The organism is Pseudomonas sp. Sample_20 (assembly GCF_004307585.1).
GTDB lineage: Bacteria > Pseudomonadota > Gammaproteobacteria > Pseudomonadales > Pseudomonadaceae > Aquipseudomonas > Aquipseudomonas atacamensis.
In genome coordinates this window covers 1-15,324 of record NZ_RCOA01000054.1, presented here as the reverse complement: position 1 = coordinate 15,324, position 15,324 = coordinate 1, and the positions used below count along the sequence as shown (strand labels likewise).

14 protein-coding genes are annotated in these 15,324 nt (G+C 59.3%); 4 read left to right on the top strand and 10 right to left on the bottom strand.

Translation table 11 applies throughout. The features are described from left to right. Window positions 1–20: 20 nt before the first annotated feature. Complete coding sequence (gene galU / locus D8U70_RS12440; protein WP_024013613.1) at window positions 21–854, top strand: UTP--glucose-1-phosphate uridylyltransferase GalU; 834 nt, start codon at window positions 21–23, stop codon at window positions 852–854. 31 nt (window positions 855–885) lie between these two features. Continuing rightward, window positions 886–1,299 (top strand): mannose-1-phosphate guanylyltransferase, encoded by a 414-nt coding sequence (locus D8U70_RS12435; RefSeq protein WP_073471421.1) that lies wholly within the window; start codon window positions 886–888, stop codon window positions 1,297–1,299. A 178-nt stretch (window positions 1,300–1,477) separates the two neighbouring features. On the opposite strand, the gene D8U70_RS12425 is transcribed toward D8U70_RS12435, so the two are convergent. The 8 genes from D8U70_RS12425 to D8U70_RS12390 form a co-directional block, all read right to left on the bottom strand. Beyond that, the gene (locus D8U70_RS12425; RefSeq protein WP_130928988.1) at window positions 1,478–2,608 is read right to left on the bottom strand and encodes a GDSL-type esterase/lipase family protein; all 1,131 of its coding nucleotides are present in this window, start codon (window positions 2,606–2,608) and stop codon (window positions 1,478–1,480) included. A gap of 109 nt (window positions 2,609–2,717) precedes the next feature. Beyond that, complete coding sequence (locus D8U70_RS12420; protein ID WP_130928987.1) at window positions 2,718–3,764, bottom strand: acyltransferase; 1,047 nt, start codon at window positions 3,762–3,764, stop codon at window positions 2,718–2,720. A 12-nt stretch (window positions 3,765–3,776) separates the two neighbouring features. Beyond that, window positions 3,777–4,880 carry a hypothetical protein gene (locus tag D8U70_RS12415; protein WP_056791467.1) on the bottom strand — a complete coding sequence of 368 codons (1,104 nt, stop codon included), beginning with the start codon at window positions 4,878–4,880 and terminating at the stop codon, window positions 3,777–3,779. Next, window positions 4,871–6,103, bottom strand: coding sequence for an oligosaccharide flippase family protein (locus D8U70_RS12410; RefSeq protein WP_130928986.1), 1,233 nt, complete (start codon window positions 6,101–6,103; stop codon window positions 4,871–4,873). Before D8U70_RS12410 ends, D8U70_RS12415 begins: the two co-directional genes overlap by 10 nt. Next, window positions 6,100–7,212: a polysaccharide pyruvyl transferase family protein gene (locus D8U70_RS12405; RefSeq protein ID WP_041477306.1), complete on the bottom strand. Its 1,113-nt coding sequence runs from the start codon at window positions 7,210–7,212 to the stop codon at window positions 6,100–6,102. Before D8U70_RS12405 ends, D8U70_RS12410 begins: the two co-directional genes overlap by 4 nt. Before the next feature lie 15 nt (window positions 7,213–7,227). Continuing rightward, window positions 7,228–8,310, bottom strand: a complete 1,083-nt coding sequence (locus D8U70_RS12400; protein ID WP_016775464.1) for a glycosyltransferase — start codon at window positions 8,308–8,310, stop codon at window positions 7,228–7,230. A gap of 40 nt (window positions 8,311–8,350) precedes the next feature. Next, on the bottom strand, window positions 8,351–10,573 hold the full coding sequence (locus D8U70_RS12395; protein ID WP_071173038.1) for a polysaccharide biosynthesis tyrosine autokinase: 2,223 nt from the start codon (window positions 10,571–10,573) through the stop codon (window positions 8,351–8,353). A 39-nt stretch (window positions 10,574–10,612) separates the two neighbouring features. Next, window positions 10,613–11,053: a low molecular weight protein-tyrosine-phosphatase gene (locus D8U70_RS12390; protein WP_073471426.1), complete on the bottom strand. Its 441-nt coding sequence runs from the start codon at window positions 11,051–11,053 to the stop codon at window positions 10,613–10,615. A gap of 289 nt (window positions 11,054–11,342) precedes the next feature. Between D8U70_RS12390 and D8U70_RS12385 the strand changes: the two genes are divergently transcribed. Beyond that, window positions 11,343–12,299, top strand: a complete 957-nt coding sequence (locus D8U70_RS12385; protein ID WP_130928985.1) for a glycosyl hydrolase family 5 — start codon at window positions 11,343–11,345, stop codon at window positions 12,297–12,299. 202 nt (window positions 12,300–12,501) lie between these two features. Further along, a complete protein-coding gene (gene tal / locus D8U70_RS12380) occupies window positions 12,502–13,428 on the top strand; it encodes a transaldolase (protein ID WP_016775468.1) in 927 nt (308 codons plus the stop codon). Window positions 13,429–13,626: 198 nt separating this feature from the next. Here the strand turns inward: tal and rssC are convergent, their stop codons facing one another. Then, entirely contained in the window at window positions 13,627–14,109 is a 483-nt protein-coding gene (gene rssC, locus D8U70_RS12375) for an anti-sigma factor antagonist RssC (protein WP_110646768.1), read from the bottom strand. Next, window positions 14,109–15,290 (bottom strand): two-component system response regulator RssB, encoded by a 1,182-nt coding sequence (gene rssB / locus D8U70_RS12370; RefSeq protein WP_016775469.1) that lies wholly within the window; start codon window positions 15,288–15,290, stop codon window positions 14,109–14,111. The genes rssC and rssB overlap by 1 nt, the downstream gene beginning before the upstream one ends. Between the last annotated feature and the right edge of the window lie 34 nt (window positions 15,291–15,324).

Genomic DNA, 15,324 nt, shown 5'->3' with positions numbered 1-15,324 from the left:
TGACTGTCCAGGATACTTTTATGATTCGTAAATGTTTGTTCCCCGCTGCCGGCTACGGCACGCGTTTCTTGCCGGCGACCAAAGCCATGCCGAAAGAGATGCTGCCGATCGTCAACAAGCCGTTGATCGAATACGCCGTTGAAGAAGCGCGGGACGCCGGCCTGCAACACATGGCCATCGTCACCGGCCGGGGCAAGCGCGCGCTGGAAGACCACTTCGACATCAGCTACGAACTCGAGCACCAGATCCGTGGCACCGAGAAAGAGAAATTCCTCGCCGGCACCCGCGAGCTGATCGACACCTGCACCTTCTCCTACACCCGTCAGGTGGAAATGAAAGGCCTGGGCCATGCCATTCTCAGCGGTCGCCCATTGATCGGCGACGAGCCGTTTGCCGTGGTGCTGGCCGACGACCTGTGCCTGAACCTCGAAGGCGACGGTGTGCTGTCGCAGATGATCCAGCTGTACAAGAAGTTTCGCTGCTCGATCGTCGCCATCCAGGAAGTCCCGGCCGACCAGACTCACAAGTACGGCGTGATTGCCGGTGAGCTGATTTCCGAGGGCATCTACCGGGTCAACAACATGGTGGAAAAACCGGCGCCGCAGGACGCGCCGTCGAATCTGGCGATCATCGGGCGCTACATCCTCACCCCGGACATCTTCGACCTGATTGCCGACACTGAACCGGGCAAGGGCGGCGAAATCCAGATCACCGACGCACTGATGAAACAGGCGCAGAACGGCTGCGTGCTGGCCTACAAATTCAAAGGCCTGCGCTTTGATTGCGGCGATGCCGAGGGCTACTTGCAGGCGACCAACTTCTGCTACGACAACGTGTACCTCAAGGGCCGCTGAGACGGCCCCCCATCACCAGAGGCAGGCAACCATGAACATTGCACAACATTCGACAGAGATTGAACGTGAGGTGGGCAACCTCGGGATGATGAGCTGGTTGTCGCGCCATCAACCGCTGCCCAGCGCCAACGAAACCTGGCTGGGCACGATTCTGCTGGTGGAGCGGATCGGTGTGTTTCCTGCGTCCGGCGATATTCGCCGGCCGATGCGCGATCCCTATCCGCTGCTCGCGCACCTGAAGGCGTTGTATGGCGAACAGGCGCTGGAAATGGATGACCGCGATGGCCTGAAAGTGATCTTCAGCGACTGGCGTTTTCGCGTGCGCATCTGCTGCAACGATCCGGCGATCATCATTAACGTCGAGACGCGCTGTGATGCGCGGTTGATGCCGCGCAAGCTTGACGAACTGTTGGGGCTCATCGACGCCTTCAAGCACGACGCCTGATCACCCGGGCTTCACGCCAATCCAATGTGGGAGCGAGCCTGCTCGCGAAAGCGGCGGCACAGTCAGCATTGATCGTTCCCACGCTCCGCGTGGGAATGCATCCGGTGACGCTCTGCGTCACGCTGCGGAGGGACGCGGAGCGTCCGGGGCGGCATTCCCACGCGGAGCGTGGGAACGATCATGGTGGCGAGTCGTCGCAACCGGTACTCGTACCCGTTATCCAGCGATAAAAATAATCGGCAATCACCTTCCCGCCCGTGGCCGGCAACGGATGAATCTTGTCCGGGCCGATCATCGCGCTGGCGTAGCGTTTGACGTCGGGGCCGAACGCGCATTGCAGGTTGGCAAAACCGAGCTGCTGCTCCCGCGCCCACGGTTCGAGCACCTGCGCATAGGCCGACATCGGATAAGCGCTGGAGCGCGTGGTGTCCTGACGCATGATCAGGTTGATGCTCGCCGCCGGCTGAATCTCGCGCAGCATGCTCACCAGGCCCTGAACGTTTTGCAGGTACTGCGCAGGTTTGACGCCGAAGCCCTGATCGTTGCCGCCGAGCATGATCAGGTAAACGTCGGCCGGGATCTTCGACACCACGGCTTTCCATTGCGTCTGCCACTGTCGATCGGCGTGAAAGAAATCCGCCGATGCCGCGCCGGAGGCCGCCAGTTTCGACACCCGAATGCCCTTCTCATCATTCGTCATCCGAAGGCCGAACAACGTGGGCGCGCCCTTCACCACTTCCAGTCTGAATGACCAGTCTGCGGCTGATGGAACGCCCGCTAGCGCGACTTCCTGAACGCCTGAGCCTGCGAGTTTCAACGGTTGCCAGTCTTGCGCGGGCGACCAGCGATAGCGCAGCTCGTCGGATTCGCCGCTGCCCAGATACAACAGTTTCGCCTGAGTGACCGTGGTATCGATTCGCGGCGAAGGGCTGGCATCGACTTGCAACCAGGCGCCCGGCTTGCCGCTGATCGTGCGACTGTCCGGACTGGCCTGGCCCAGCTCGGAAACCTTCCAGCCGCCGCCAAAGTATTTGTCGCTGCTGCGGGTGTATTTGAAATGCGTGCCGCCCAGCGCCGCGCCGTGGTTGAAACCGACGTAACCGGGGCCGGCGAAACCCACCTCGGCGGCCACTCGCTGCACCAGTTTGTTCAGATAGAAATCCTGCCCGGCGGTGTAGCTGTCGCCGATCACCGAAACCGCCAGCACCTTGCCGGCCTTGCCCTCGCGCCACTGCGCAAAGCGCTGGCGGGCATCGTCTATCGTGATGGCCGAGGTGGCGACGGGTTGAGGGGCGTCTACTGGCATCATTGAATATTTCCTTTGTCCGGGATGGCCCCTTCGCGAGCAGGCTCGCTCCCACAAAAGACCATGTGCAATTCACACAACCTCTGTGGGAGCGAGCCTGCTCGCGAAGCTTTCAGCTGTTCTGCGTCTGCACCACCGGAGCGACAATCACCGGCGCTTTCTTCTTCGCCGCCCGCTCGCCAAGGAACAGCACCGAAGTGAAATTGAACCGGCTGAACACCATCGCCAACAGCACCGGCCCGAGCAATCCACAACTCAGACCACCGAGCACCAGCAAGCTCTCATCCTTCACGCCGAGGCGCCCGAGGACAAACCGCGAGGTCGCCGCGAACAAAACATGAAAAAGGAAAATCGCATAGGAATATCCACCGAGCCAGGTCAGCGCTTTCGAGCGCATGTCACTCGACAGCAAAGCAATGCAAGACACGCAACCCACCGTCAAACCAATCACGCTGCGGCGATCGACAATCAGCTCTCGATCAATCGCCGCGACGTACAGCAACGTCAGCGAAATCAGCATAAACAACAGCGGCCCGATCACTTTGAAACGCTGCTTCAAAACATCGACATTTTCCTGACCGATCATCCCTGCAACAAAAAACGGCAGCAGGTAAATCGCACCGTTGATACCGAACGCATCCAGCGGCAACGGCGGCAGCAGGAACAACACTGCCGCAAACGCAAACAAGCCATACAGCCGCGTTGCTGAACGCAGCAGGCCGCGCCATTCCAGCAAGCCGACGAAGATGAAAATGCTGAACACCGCCTGCAGGAACCAGAAGTGGTTGATCGGCACCCAGAACGACAACAACGCATCGATCACGCCGACGTCCTTGTTCACCCCCGGCCCCACCGCTTGCAGCACCGAGAACGGCACGCCGACGCAGAACAGCGGCACGATCAGCCGCCGCACCTTGCCGGCGAAGAAGGCGGAAAACTCATTGCCGCGAATCTTGTAGATCGAATAGATGTAGCCGGAGATGAACGTGAACAGCGGCATGCGCACGTACACCATCGAGTCGGCGATGACCCGGAACGGCGAACCGATGTCGATCTTCAAGCCGCCGCCCAGCGGGCCGATGACGTGATAGAGCACCAGCAGCAGGCACGCCAGGCCGCGCAGGGTTTCGATCTCCAGGGATTTTTTCTTGCTCGACATAGAGCACCTGCCTTAAGTGAGAATTCTTGATTCGACCTGCACCGGTTTGTTCGCGCGCAGCATCAAGCCCAGGCCGACGAACAACACCGGCACGACCATCGAGAAGTGGCGGGCGAAGGAGCCGAAGTCCGGCTCGAACAAGCCTTGCACCAACAGAAACGCCAGCGGAATCGCGATCAGTTCCTTGGGTTTGGTCTGGATCGGCGCGCCCTTGTAGTCGGTCGAAGTGATGACCTTGAACAGCAGCAGCGCGGTCATGATCATCAGCGCAACAAAGATCACCTGCCCCGGCCCGGACAGCAGAATCAGCTCAACCGGAAACGACAGGCGGAAGAAAATGATCATCGAGTCCAGTGCCTGGGAGACGAAGTCACTGCCGCTAAGCCACGAGACGATGAGCGACTTCGAGCCCTCCTCGCCCGCCGTGCGCAGCTCGTTGTTGCTCGCCCGGATCGATGACACCGGAAAGCCCAACGCCAGCTGAATGGCCATGGCCACCGCCAGATAGAACAGGAACAGCATCAGAAAGAAGGTGAAGCGCGAGACGTACTTTTTCATCACGCAGACGCCGACCCACGACAGCGAAAACAGGATCCAGTAGGGCCGGATCAGCACACCGTAAATCACCGCCGAAAGAAAAAAACCGCCGCGATATTTGCGCGTCAATGCGCTGAGCAGAATGCTCAACACCGCCACCGACACGATAATTTCCTTGGTCAGGTTCTCGAGGAAAAACGAACGCACGATGCCCCACAGGCACAGGGTGCCGAAAATGGTCAGCGGCATGCGCCGAAACACCACCACCGGAATCGCAGTGAGGAAGAAATTGCAGAACATGCCGTAGGCCCAGGCGTTGGTCAGGTTGATCCCGGTGGGTCGCAGCAGGAACGCCGAACACTCGTAGGACGAGCGATCCGGCGAGAACGGATTCCAGAAATTGCAGTTGTCGGCACGCGCATACGACGACCACAAGGTCATCGCATCCGGCCCCGGATCACGCGGCACCAGCAACGGCATCGCCACTGACAGAAACAGCCCGGTGAACAGGATCAGAAAGGAAATCGACGAATCGAATGTGCGCCCGCGAAATTCGATGCGCGGCAGTTTCAGGCCCATGACAGCGCAGCCTTCTTTGCGCCGGTCACACGGGTCAACACGGCAATCACACTGAGCTGCACGACGATGGCGAAAACGTTGCCCCACGCCGCGCCGTAGATCGAGTAATGCTTGATCAGCACATAGCTGACCGGCACTGAAATCAGCAGGCAGAGCGCCGCGCTGGCCAGCGACACCCGGCTGTTTTTCGAAGCAATCAAACCGCCCCAGACGATGTCGCCAATCGCCCGCAAGGCGAAGGAAAAAATCAGCACCGCGAGTAGCGCGTTATCCGGACGCGGGACGCTGCTGGCGACGTAATCGAGCAGCACATTGAAAAACACATAGATCGCCACGGCCACAACGGCGGAGACCACCAGCGAGCGCATCACCCATTTGTTGACGAACAGTTGCTTGACCGTGAATGCCTGCTGATCGGCCTGGAAACGCTTGGCCAGCACCGGAATGCCGACCACCGCCACCACCGCATACGACAACGCCTGCAAAGTGTTGGCCGCCGACCACGCGTACACATATTTACCGAGGCTGGCGTAGGGCTCCAGGTCGATGATCAGAAAGCGCTCGGCGTACTGACTCAGGGCGATCAGACCGGTGCCGAGATAGAACGGCAACCCGGCCTTCCACACCGTCGCGGTGTCCAGCGGCGCGGCTTCGCGGCCCTTGTGCACATTCACCACGATCAAATAACCGGCGACGATCACCAGCACGTTGGCGGCGACCCACAGCCACAACACACTGGCGATGCCCGCGACCCAGCCGAGCACCATGCCGCCCACCGCCAACACCGCCCACAGGCCAGTCTTGATGAAGAACAGCAGAGCTCCGGCGGTGGCTCTCTGGGCGGAAAACACGAAGGAATTGATTTCGAACGACAGGTGCTCGGTGAGCAGCACCAGCGTCACGCACAGGATCAACGTGGCGGTCGCTTCCACCGACTGGAACAGCGAATAGATCAGCACGGTCAGCACCGACAGCAACAGCCCCACCGCCAGATACAGCAGCAGGACTTTGTCGACCACCCGCCGCGAACTGCCGCCGACGCTGATCAGCCGGTTGATCTCGGAACTGAAGCCGACGCTGTAGAACTTCGAAGCGATCAACGACGCCGCGACCACCACACCGTAAAAGCCCAGCGCCTCGTAACCGAGGTAATGGGTGATGGCCAACACCAGCAAGAACTTCGCGCCCAAGGCTCCGCCGCGAAGCAACAGCCGAAATATCATCGAACGACACCCTTGATGATTTCGTCCATGGCCACGGTTTTCGCTTCGATCTCGCGGCAGGTGTCGGTCAGGCGCTTGCCGAAATCCGCCAAGGCATTGGGCGCGTAAACGGTGTTGATGATGGTGTCGACGTCGATATCGCCGCCGTTGATCACCCAGTCCTCGACGCCCATGTCCTGATAGGCGCCAAAGCCTTTGCGCTCGTAGCTGATGTGATACGCCGGCACGCCGGAGAGCAGCGATTCGATGGCGCCATGCAAACGCACCGAGATCACCAGGTCCGGTTGGTACTTGGCGATGGTTGCCTTCAGCGACAGCAGATCTTCGTTGATGCCCAGCTCGCGGTAGAACGCGCCGTCATCATTGCCACGTACGGCGCTTTGCACGGCGCAGACCACTTTGCTTTTGTTCTTCAGACGCTGCAGCAGCAGTTTCAGATTGGCCACGTAGGCGACCTTCTTCTCTTTGCTCCACTCCGGCGGCTTGCGCAGCACCACGCACACCGTCGCCGGCGAGGCGGCGCAGCGGGTGAATTTCGGTTGCTGCAGAATCTTGCTCGCCAGCGACTGCACGGCCAGATCCGGCGCGCGGTAGACGTTTTCGCATGCATCAAAAATCGCCGAGGAACGGTTGTCACGCACGAACACCGCATCGGCGCTGGCGTAGTGTTCGACGATCTTGCTGCTCTCGCCGTGGAACGGGCCGATGCTCTGCGGCAGATACACCGACGGCACTTTGCTGAGAATCGCGGTTTCCAGTTGCTTGGCATGGCCGAGCTTAAGCTTGATGTGCTCGAAGGCGCTTTTCGAACGCATGTAACCGCCGCCAACGCCGACGATCAGATCGGTCTTCTTCAGCAGATCGGCGAGCCCGGCGTAGGACTGATTGAGAAACACCGCTTGCTTGACCCGCCCCAGACCCTTGGCCGCCATTACCGGCGCATCGAAACGCGGGTGCGGCAAGTAGTTGAATGACTCGGGATCGGACGCCACGACACTGATCGCGGTGTCGTCACCGAAGTTACGCTGCACCAGAGCAATGGCCAGATCGACGAGCAGACCGTCACCGGAGTTGGACGCACTGTAGCCATGCAAAATCGTTACGTTCATAAGCTTGAGTTCTACTTAATAAGTGGGAGCGTGATACAGGTCGTAGGTCTGGCGGATCATCAACGCGGCGCTGAAGCGTTCGCGGACAATGCTCCGGCCTTCATTGCCAAGGTCGAGCAGGCGCGGCTTCTGGATGATCGTCAACACGTCGGCCAGCGCCTGGTGATCGCCGGACGGAAAGACGTAGCCGGACACTTCGTTGGTGACCAGTTCCGGCAGCGAGGTGCAGTTGCTGGCGATCACCGGCAGTCCCATGGCCATGCCTTCCAGCGGCACCATGGCAAAGCCTTCCCAGCGACTCGGCACGATCAGCGCATCGGCTTTCTGATACAGCGCCTGTACTTCACTAGGCGTCACCCACGGCAGGTACTCGACCGAATCCATCGGCGGGCACTCGACAGAGTCTTCGTTGACCGCACTGCCAACCACCGTCAGTTTGAGGTCGTTGCGATTGACCTTGGCGTAGGCCTTGAGCAGCACGTCGAAGCCTTTCTGGTAATCCAGACGCCCGACGAACAGCAGATGAATCGGCTCGGCGCCAGCGCTTTTCGGCGCGTCATCCTTGTGATGAATGCCGTTGTAGATCAGCTTCATGCGCTTGCGCTCGATGCCGAAACGCGCGGCTTTATCCAGCTCGTACTGGCTGACGCAAATGATCACGTCGGTGACTTTCTGCAGCACCCGCTCGATCCACGCATAGACCTTCTGCTTGGTCGGAGAGCTTTCCATCAGGAACGAAAACGCGTGCGGGCAGTAGACGATTTTCGGCTTGCGCCATGGTCGCAACAGCACACACACCACACGGCCGATCACCCCGGAAAAGGTGCTGTGCAAATGCACGACGTCGGGCTTTTCCTTGAGCAGCACCTGGCTCAGGCGCCAGGCGAAACGCAGCAGCGATGGCACGTTGCGACCGCTGCGCGGGAAGGTGCGCACTTGTTGCGGGGCGATGCCGTGCAGCTCCTTGGCCTGATCCTCGGGTACCAGATAGACCAGTTGATAATTCGCTGCGTCATCTTCGGGGGATGCCGAGATCGTGCGGATCACCGTCGCCACGCCACCTTTGATCGTCTCTGCCACGTGCAGTATTTTTTTCACAACTCACCCACTTCAAACAGGAAAGAACAATCGGCAACCATCAGGATTTGTCGGACGCGTATTCGTAGTTGTAATAGCCAGTGCCGCCGTAATAGCTGGCCGCGCGCTTCTCGACGCCGTTGAACACCGCGCCTTTCAACTCGATGCCGTTCTGGGCGAAGCGGCGAATGGTCAGTTCGATCTCTTTGGCCGGGTTCACCCCGAAGCGGGTGACGATCAGGCTGATGCCGGCCTCGCGACCGACGATGGCGGCATCGGTCACCGCCAGCAGCGGCGGCGTGTCGATGATCACCAGGTCGTAGCGCTCGCTGAGTTGCGCCAGCAGCTCACGGAAGTTGGCGTGCATCAGCAATTCGGAAGGATTGGGCGGCACTTGCCCCCGGCTGATGAAATGCAGGTTGTCGACTTCGACTTTGTTGATCGCCTGCTCAAGGGTGCAGCGCTTGACCAGCAGGTCGGACAGACCGTTGCTGATCGGCGTGTTGAGGGTTTTGTGCAGGTGCCCTTTGCGCATGTCGGCATCGATCAGCACCACGCGCTGGCCGCTCAGGGCCATGACCGCCGCAAGGTTGGACGAAACGAAGGTCTTGCCGACCTGCGGGCTCGGCCCGGAAATCATGATGCGGTTGTTGGTCGAATCGAGCCCGGCAAAGTGCAGGCAGGTGCGCAGGCTGCGGATCGATTCGATCGACAGATCGGTCGGGTTGCGCAGCGCCAGCAGGTACGCAGGCTTGTCGACGCCATCGCGGGCGCGGCCCTTTTTGTTGTCCTCTTCTTCCTGCAAGGCGCTGTAGGGAATCGACGCGTAAACCGGCAGGCCCAACTGCTCGATGCCCTCCGGGCCTTCAAGGCCTCGGCTGAGGGATTTGCGCAGCAGCACCAGGGCCACGCCGACAAACGCGCCAAGCAATGTCGCGATCAGCACGATCAGTGGTTTTTTGGGTTTGATCGGATTGGTCAGGTCGACATCGGCAGTGTCGATCAGGCGCACGTTGCCGACGGCCCCGGCGCGGACGATGTCGAGTTCTTGGGATTTGTTCAGCAACTGCGTGTAGATCTGCGAAGCCACCTCGACGTCGCGGGTCAGGTTGAGCAATTCCTGCTGGGTGGCCGGCAAGTCCTGAACCTTGCCTTCGAGGGATTTCTGCTGCTGGGTCAATTCGCCGATCTGCGTCATCAAGGCGCGATAGGCCGGGTGCTGTTTGGTGAACTTGCGATCAAGCTCGGCCTGCTGCATTTTCAGTTCGGAGATGCGCGTTTCCAGCGCCACCGACTGGCCCAGCACCGACTGGGTTTCCAGCGAGATGTTCACGGTCTTGCCGTGGGTCTGGTAGGCATTCAAGGCGTCGCTGGCCTTGGCCAGATCACGCTTGACCTGGGGCAACTGGCTTTGCAGAAACGCGAGGCTCTGCGCGGCTTCCGCCGAAGTGCGCCGTACGTTTTGCTCGACGTAGAGCGAGGCGATCTTGTTGAGGATCTTCACCGCCTCGGCCGCGTCGGAGCTGGCCAGCGCCAGACGAATGATCCCCGACTCCTTGCCCTGTTCGGAGATATCCAGCGCATCCTGATAGCCCTGAATGGTCACGATGCGTGGATTGCGCACCACCTGAAAACGCGTGCCGGGGTTGGCCGACAAGTGCGCGATCTGCCCTTCTACACCGTCATTGGCAAACGCTTCGCCGGCGACGCCTTCGGCGAGCAGATTGTCGTTTTCATCGAACAGCTCAAAGCGCTGCTGCTCGCCGGCGATCAGGGTGAGTTTCTTGCCGAGCAAATCTTTCGGCAATTGCAGCCGAGTGAATTCCAGACGTTCGCCGCCCCAGGCATAACTGTTCAAACCGAAACGCGGCGGCGCGACGCTGGTCTCGCTGTCTCCGCGATAACGCCGCGAAAGAAAGCCGCCGATCAACGGGAACGTGTTGGGGGTGACGTCGATATCCAGGCGCAGGTCGTCAACGGTTTTGCCGATCACCGCGCGGGATTTGATGATGCCGATTTCGGTCACCGACGGCGATTGCCCGCCGAGCATGCTGTTGAGGTCGGAGAAACCGAGCATGTCGTTCTTTTTCGGTTCGACCTGCACCAGCGCGTTCGCCAGGTACACGGGCGTTGCCAGAACCGCATAGGCGACGCCGGTGACCATGAAGGCACCGGTCAGCGCGCCGATCAGCCACTTCTGGTCGATCAGGCTGCCGAAGATGCCGAGCAGATCAATACTGTCTTGATCATTGTCGCGGGTGCCGATTACGGACGGTAACTGCATAAGTCTGTTCTTACCATTTACTGTTCTGAAGAATATTCATCAATGCCCGAGACGCTTCGCCCATGAACTAACAGCATCTTCAATCAATGCGTGGGCATGAATAAACGCGGCTTTGCCTTGACGATACGGATCATGTATTTCGCGCTCGCTCTGCCATTTACCGAGCAGAAACACTTTGCCTCGGGCGTGCGAGGCAATCTTCAGCACTTGATTGACGTGGGCTTTTTCCATGACCAGGATCAGGTCCGAGTCATTGACGATGTCCGAGGTCAGTTGCCGCGCCTTGAAAGCCTCTGCGCAATGCCCGTGCTCTTCGAGAACCTGGCGCGCCGAGGCTTCCACGCCCTCGCCCACGCGGGCGGACAGGCCGGCTGAGGACACGGTGATAGCGGACTGGCCCAGCGCGTTGCGCAGCAGCAGTTCAGCCGTCGGACTTCGGCATATATTGCCCACGCAGACAACGAGGATCTTTTTGAACAAGTCTTGCTTTCCTGTGTAATATCAAACAGCCAACATGCCGTGAAAGTTAATGAACCCTCACGACTTTCCTGCACTCAGAAATAGCTTCGCCCTGTTAGTACAGGAACATTAAGTACCACAGCGTTTTAATCCGCCCCAACCACAATTAGCGGACTAAAAATAACTGTGATTTTCAGTTGCTGTTTTCCTGACAAAAAATAACATTCGCGCACTTAGCGCCATCACCGTTATCGGAAATTGAGTAACGGGACAAATATTCGTAGTTGTCATTCTCTTCAGGAGAGCAGACATGAAAACAGCACAGCGCAATAAACTCGCCGCCCTCGCCCTGATGGCGCTCGGCGCCACCAGCCAGGTTCACGCCAGTGAGCTGTTCCCCAACCTTCCAGCAAAAACCATCGGCGTGCAGGTGAAAATCCAGAGCTTCACCGCCGCCGATGCCGCACAAATCAAGGCCGCCGGCTTCAGCTTTGTGCGCTTCGGTGTGTGGAGCGACAGCCTCACCGCCAAGACGTATCAGAAACAGGTCAGCGACGCCTTCGCCGCCGCCGCTTCCGCCGGCCTGCCGGTGCTGCTGACGGTGCGCGCGATCAAGGCATTGCCGGCCACGTCGCCGGAGGAGCTGAACGCCGCCGGCGGTAAGTTCGCCAACACCGTGACCGGGCTGGAAAAATCCTGGAGCTCGCAATTGGTAGCGATCGAAATCTGGAACGAGCCGGACCTGGAAACCTATTGGCCGACGCGCAATTTCGATACCACCTTCGTGCCGTTCATGGCCGGCATGTGCAAGGCCTTCGAAGGTCAGCCGCAGACGACGCCACGGGTAGGTTTCGGCTTCGCCCGGCCGCCAAGCGCGGGCTCGGCGTCGACGGTGGCGATGAAAAGTATCGTCAGCGATTACCCGAAATGCCTCAACGCCGTTTCCTATCATCCTTATGGCATGACCGCGACGCAGATCAGCAACGCACAGACCTTCATCCAGCAGAACTTCAATCTGCCGGGGGTCATCAGTGAATGGGGGGTTTCGGCCCTCGCCTCCAACGGTGGTCCTGAGGGGCAAGCGACCAAGATCAACGCGTTTATTACCGACGTTAAACGCCTCAATATTCCCCTGACGTCTATCTATGAATGGCGGAACAGTGATTCGGGCAGCAACGATCGCGAAAAGAACTTCGGCTTTCTCACCTCTGACGGCCAGCCAAAACCGGCACGCTTGTCGGTAGAAGGTCTGTTGAACGCTGAGTAAACCTTGGGCAACCGGTCTGTTCACAGGTCGGTTGCTTTGAACCTGTGGGCTGTTTTGGCATCGTATTCAGCGACACCGCGCCCCACCTTTCAAACAATCGTTTTCAGGTTGTTGCCGCAGGGGCCATCGATCCACGAATGCACCCTTGAGTGCCCGTCAGCGCTCGGGTAATGTCTTCAGACCCATAGGATAGAGCACGCCCATGACTTCCAAGCTGGAACAACTCAAACAGTTCACCACCGTGGTTGCCGACACCGGCGACTTCGAAGCGATCGCCCGAGTCAAACCGACCGATGCCACCACCAACCCTTCCCTGCTGCTCAAGGCTTCGGCCATTCACGGTTACGCCGAACTGCTGAACGATTGCGTTCGCGACTGCAAGGGCGATGTCGGCCTGGCCAGCGACCGTTTCGGCGTCGCAGTGGGCAAGGAAATTCTCAACGTGGTTCCGGGTCGCATCTCCACCGAAGTCGATGCGCGCCTGTCCTTCGACCAGGATGCGATCCTCAAGCGTGCGCATCGTCTGATCGAGCTGTACGACAAGGCCGGCGTCGGCCGCGACCGCGTGCTGATCAAGATCGCCTCGACCTGGGAAGGCATCCGCGCCGCCGAGATCCTCGAGAAGGAAGGCATCCAGACCAACCTGACCCTGCTGTTCTCCTTCGCCCAGGCCGCCGCCTGCGCCGATGCCGGGGTGTTCCTGATCTCGCCGTTCGTGGGCCGTATCTACGACTGGTACAAGAAGGCCAACGGCAACGACTACACCGGCGCCGATGATCCGGGCGTGCAGTCGGTGACGCGCATCTACAACTACTACAAGGCCAACGACTACAAGACCGTGGTCATGGGCGCGAGCTTCCGTAACATCAACCAGATCGAGCAACTGGCCGGCTGCGATCGCCTGACCATCAGCCCGGAACTGCTGGAGAAGCTCGCCGCCGACACCGGCAAGCTGGAACGCAAACTGGCGCCGGGCAATGCCGGTGAAGCGCGTCTGAGCCTCAACGAAGCGCAATTCCGCTGGTTGTCCAACGAAGACGCGATGGCCACCGAGAAACTGGCCGAAGGCATCCGTCAGTTCGCCCGCGACCAGGAAAAGCTGGAAGCGTTGCTCCAGGCCAAGCTGTGATTTGAGTTTGTAGAACGCAAAAAGGGCGAACCTTCACAGGTTCGCCCTTTTTCATTCTGCATTGAGAGGCGCGTTGACCGAACTGAAACCTTCGCGAGCAAGCTCGCTCCCACAAGGGGATTTGTGATCGACACTGATCCAGTGTGGGAGCGAGCTTGCTCGCGAAGAGGCCAGCCCAGACACCATCAATTCATGAGATCAGTGTCTTTCCAGCGCATTCACCAGATCATGAAACGCTTCACGATTGGAATCGTTCAGGCCCATGAGAATCTTGTGCGCTTCCAGCACCTTGATTCGCACCGCGTCTTCGGATTGGTCCTGATCCGGCAGGTCGTCCAGGCACTCCGGGCACGGCACCGGGTGGTTGACGATGTTGAACACCTGCTCGAAGCCCATCGATTGCAGCAGACGGGTGATGTCTTCGTGGGTGGTGACAACCGTCGGCAACAGGCCGACCTTCTTCCGCGACATGATCGACAGTTTGGCCAGCAGGCCCAAGGTGGTGCTGTCGATGCTGCGGGTTTCGGTCAAATCGATCACGATCGCGTTGAAATTCGTCGCGGTGAAGATTTTCTCAATAGTCGCATCCAACGCCGAACACAGGGTCAGGCGGACTTCACCGACGAACTTCAGGACGAAGGTGCCGTCCTGCTCGGCGAACTGGATTCTACCGGTACTCATTAAAGATTCCTGCTCAACACCAACAGGGCGATATCATCCGGCATCTCCCCTAGCGTGGCCAAACCAAACACTTGCCGCAGACCATCCAGGCTGCCGCCCGCTGACTTCACCCGTTCGGGCAAAGCAGCCTCTTTTTCTTTGAGCGTTGCTTCCGGCAAAAGGTCCAGAATGCCATCAGACATCAGCGTCAGGCTGAACGTCGGCGGCAGCTCAAGCACGTGGTCTTCGTAGGTGGCTTCATTGAAAAGCCCCACCGGCAGGCCACGGCCTTCGAGATAACGAACACTGTCAGGCGTGTACAACACAGGCAAAGGCAGATGGCCGCCAATGCTATAGGTCAACAAACCGGTCTCCTCGTCGATGACTCCACCGACCATTGTGACGTGTTTACCCAGCTTACAACTGATCAGCCCCCGGTTGATATGACCGAGCACTTCCGAAGGCTTGAACTCCGGCAAGGTACCGCTGCGTTTCGATTCGAAGAGCAAACGCGTGGTCATGAACTTCAGCAGCACGGTGACGAAGGCTGATGACGCGCCATGCCCGGAAACATCCGCCAGATAAAACGCGACCCGGCGCTCGTCAACGCGGAAATAGTCGACAAAATCACCCGACAGGTACAGCGACGGGATGATCTGATGGGCAAAATTGAATTCGTCAATGCTCCACGGGCTTTCCGGCAGCATGTTCATCTGCACCTGGCGACCGGCGTTCTGGTCTTCCTGGAGCAGGTTCAGGCTGGCTTCGAGCTCGCGGTTGGCCTTTTCCAGCTTCTCGCTGTAGCGCTGGTTTTCCACCAGCAGCCGCGCACGATCCAGGGCCCGGCGCACGGAGTGCTCGAGCACAGCCAGATCTTCGAGAGGCTTGATCAGGTAATCCGCCGCGCCCAGGCGCAGGGCCTCGACCGCGTCGTTCATCACCCCGGCACCCGAGACCACGATCACCGGCGTATCGGGTGAGCGCTCGGTGACCTGACGGATCAGTTCGAGACCGCCCATCTGCGGCATGCGCAGATCGCAGATGACCAGATCGGGCTCGTCTTGCTCGAATACCTGAAGACCCTGTTGACCGTTGCCGGCCTGCAGGACGCTGAAACCACTGTCTTCCAGATAGGCCGCGAGGCTCGCGCGCACTACCTCGTCATCATCGATTATCAGCAGCGTGGCACTGGTTTTTGGCATGTGGGCAAACGGCGCCAGAATTAGGTTGGCGTAG

What these genes read in the sequence shown, in the direction of transcription:
- galU (WP_024013613.1), top strand. Translation starts at nt 21, where the DNA reads ATGATTCGTAAATGTTTGTTCCCCGCTGCCGGCTACGGCACGCGTTTC.
- D8U70_RS12435 (WP_073471421.1), top strand. Translation starts at nt 886, where the DNA reads ATGAACATTGCACAACATTCGACAGAGATTGAACGTGAGGTGGGCAAC.
- D8U70_RS12425 (WP_130928988.1), bottom strand. Translation starts at nt 2,608, where the DNA reads ATGATGCCAGTAGACGCCCCTCAACCCGTCGCCACCTCGGCCATCACG.
- D8U70_RS12420 (WP_130928987.1), bottom strand. Translation starts at nt 3,764, where the DNA reads ATGTCGAGCAAGAAAAAATCCCTGGAGATCGAAACCCTGCGCGGCCTG.
- D8U70_RS12415 (WP_056791467.1), bottom strand. Translation starts at nt 4,880, where the DNA reads ATGGGCCTGAAACTGCCGCGCATCGAATTTCGCGGGCGCACATTCGAT.
- D8U70_RS12410 (WP_130928986.1), bottom strand. Translation starts at nt 6,103, where the DNA reads ATGATATTTCGGCTGTTGCTTCGCGGCGGAGCCTTGGGCGCGAAGTTC.
- D8U70_RS12405 (WP_041477306.1), bottom strand. Translation starts at nt 7,212, where the DNA reads ATGAACGTAACGATTTTGCATGGCTACAGTGCGTCCAACTCCGGTGAC.
- D8U70_RS12395 (WP_071173038.1), bottom strand. Translation starts at nt 10,573, where the DNA reads ATGCAGTTACCGTCCGTAATCGGCACCCGCGACAATGATCAAGACAGT.
- D8U70_RS12385 (WP_130928985.1), top strand. Translation starts at nt 11,343, where the DNA reads ATGAAAACAGCACAGCGCAATAAACTCGCCGCCCTCGCCCTGATGGCG.
- tal (WP_016775468.1), top strand. Translation starts at nt 12,502, where the DNA reads ATGACTTCCAAGCTGGAACAACTCAAACAGTTCACCACCGTGGTTGCC.
- rssC (WP_110646768.1), bottom strand. Translation starts at nt 14,109, where the DNA reads ATGAGTACCGGTAGAATCCAGTTCGCCGAGCAGGACGGCACCTTCGTC.
- rssB (WP_016775469.1), bottom strand. Translation starts at nt 15,290, where the DNA reads ATGCCAAAAACCAGTGCCACGCTGCTGATAATCGATGATGACGAGGTA.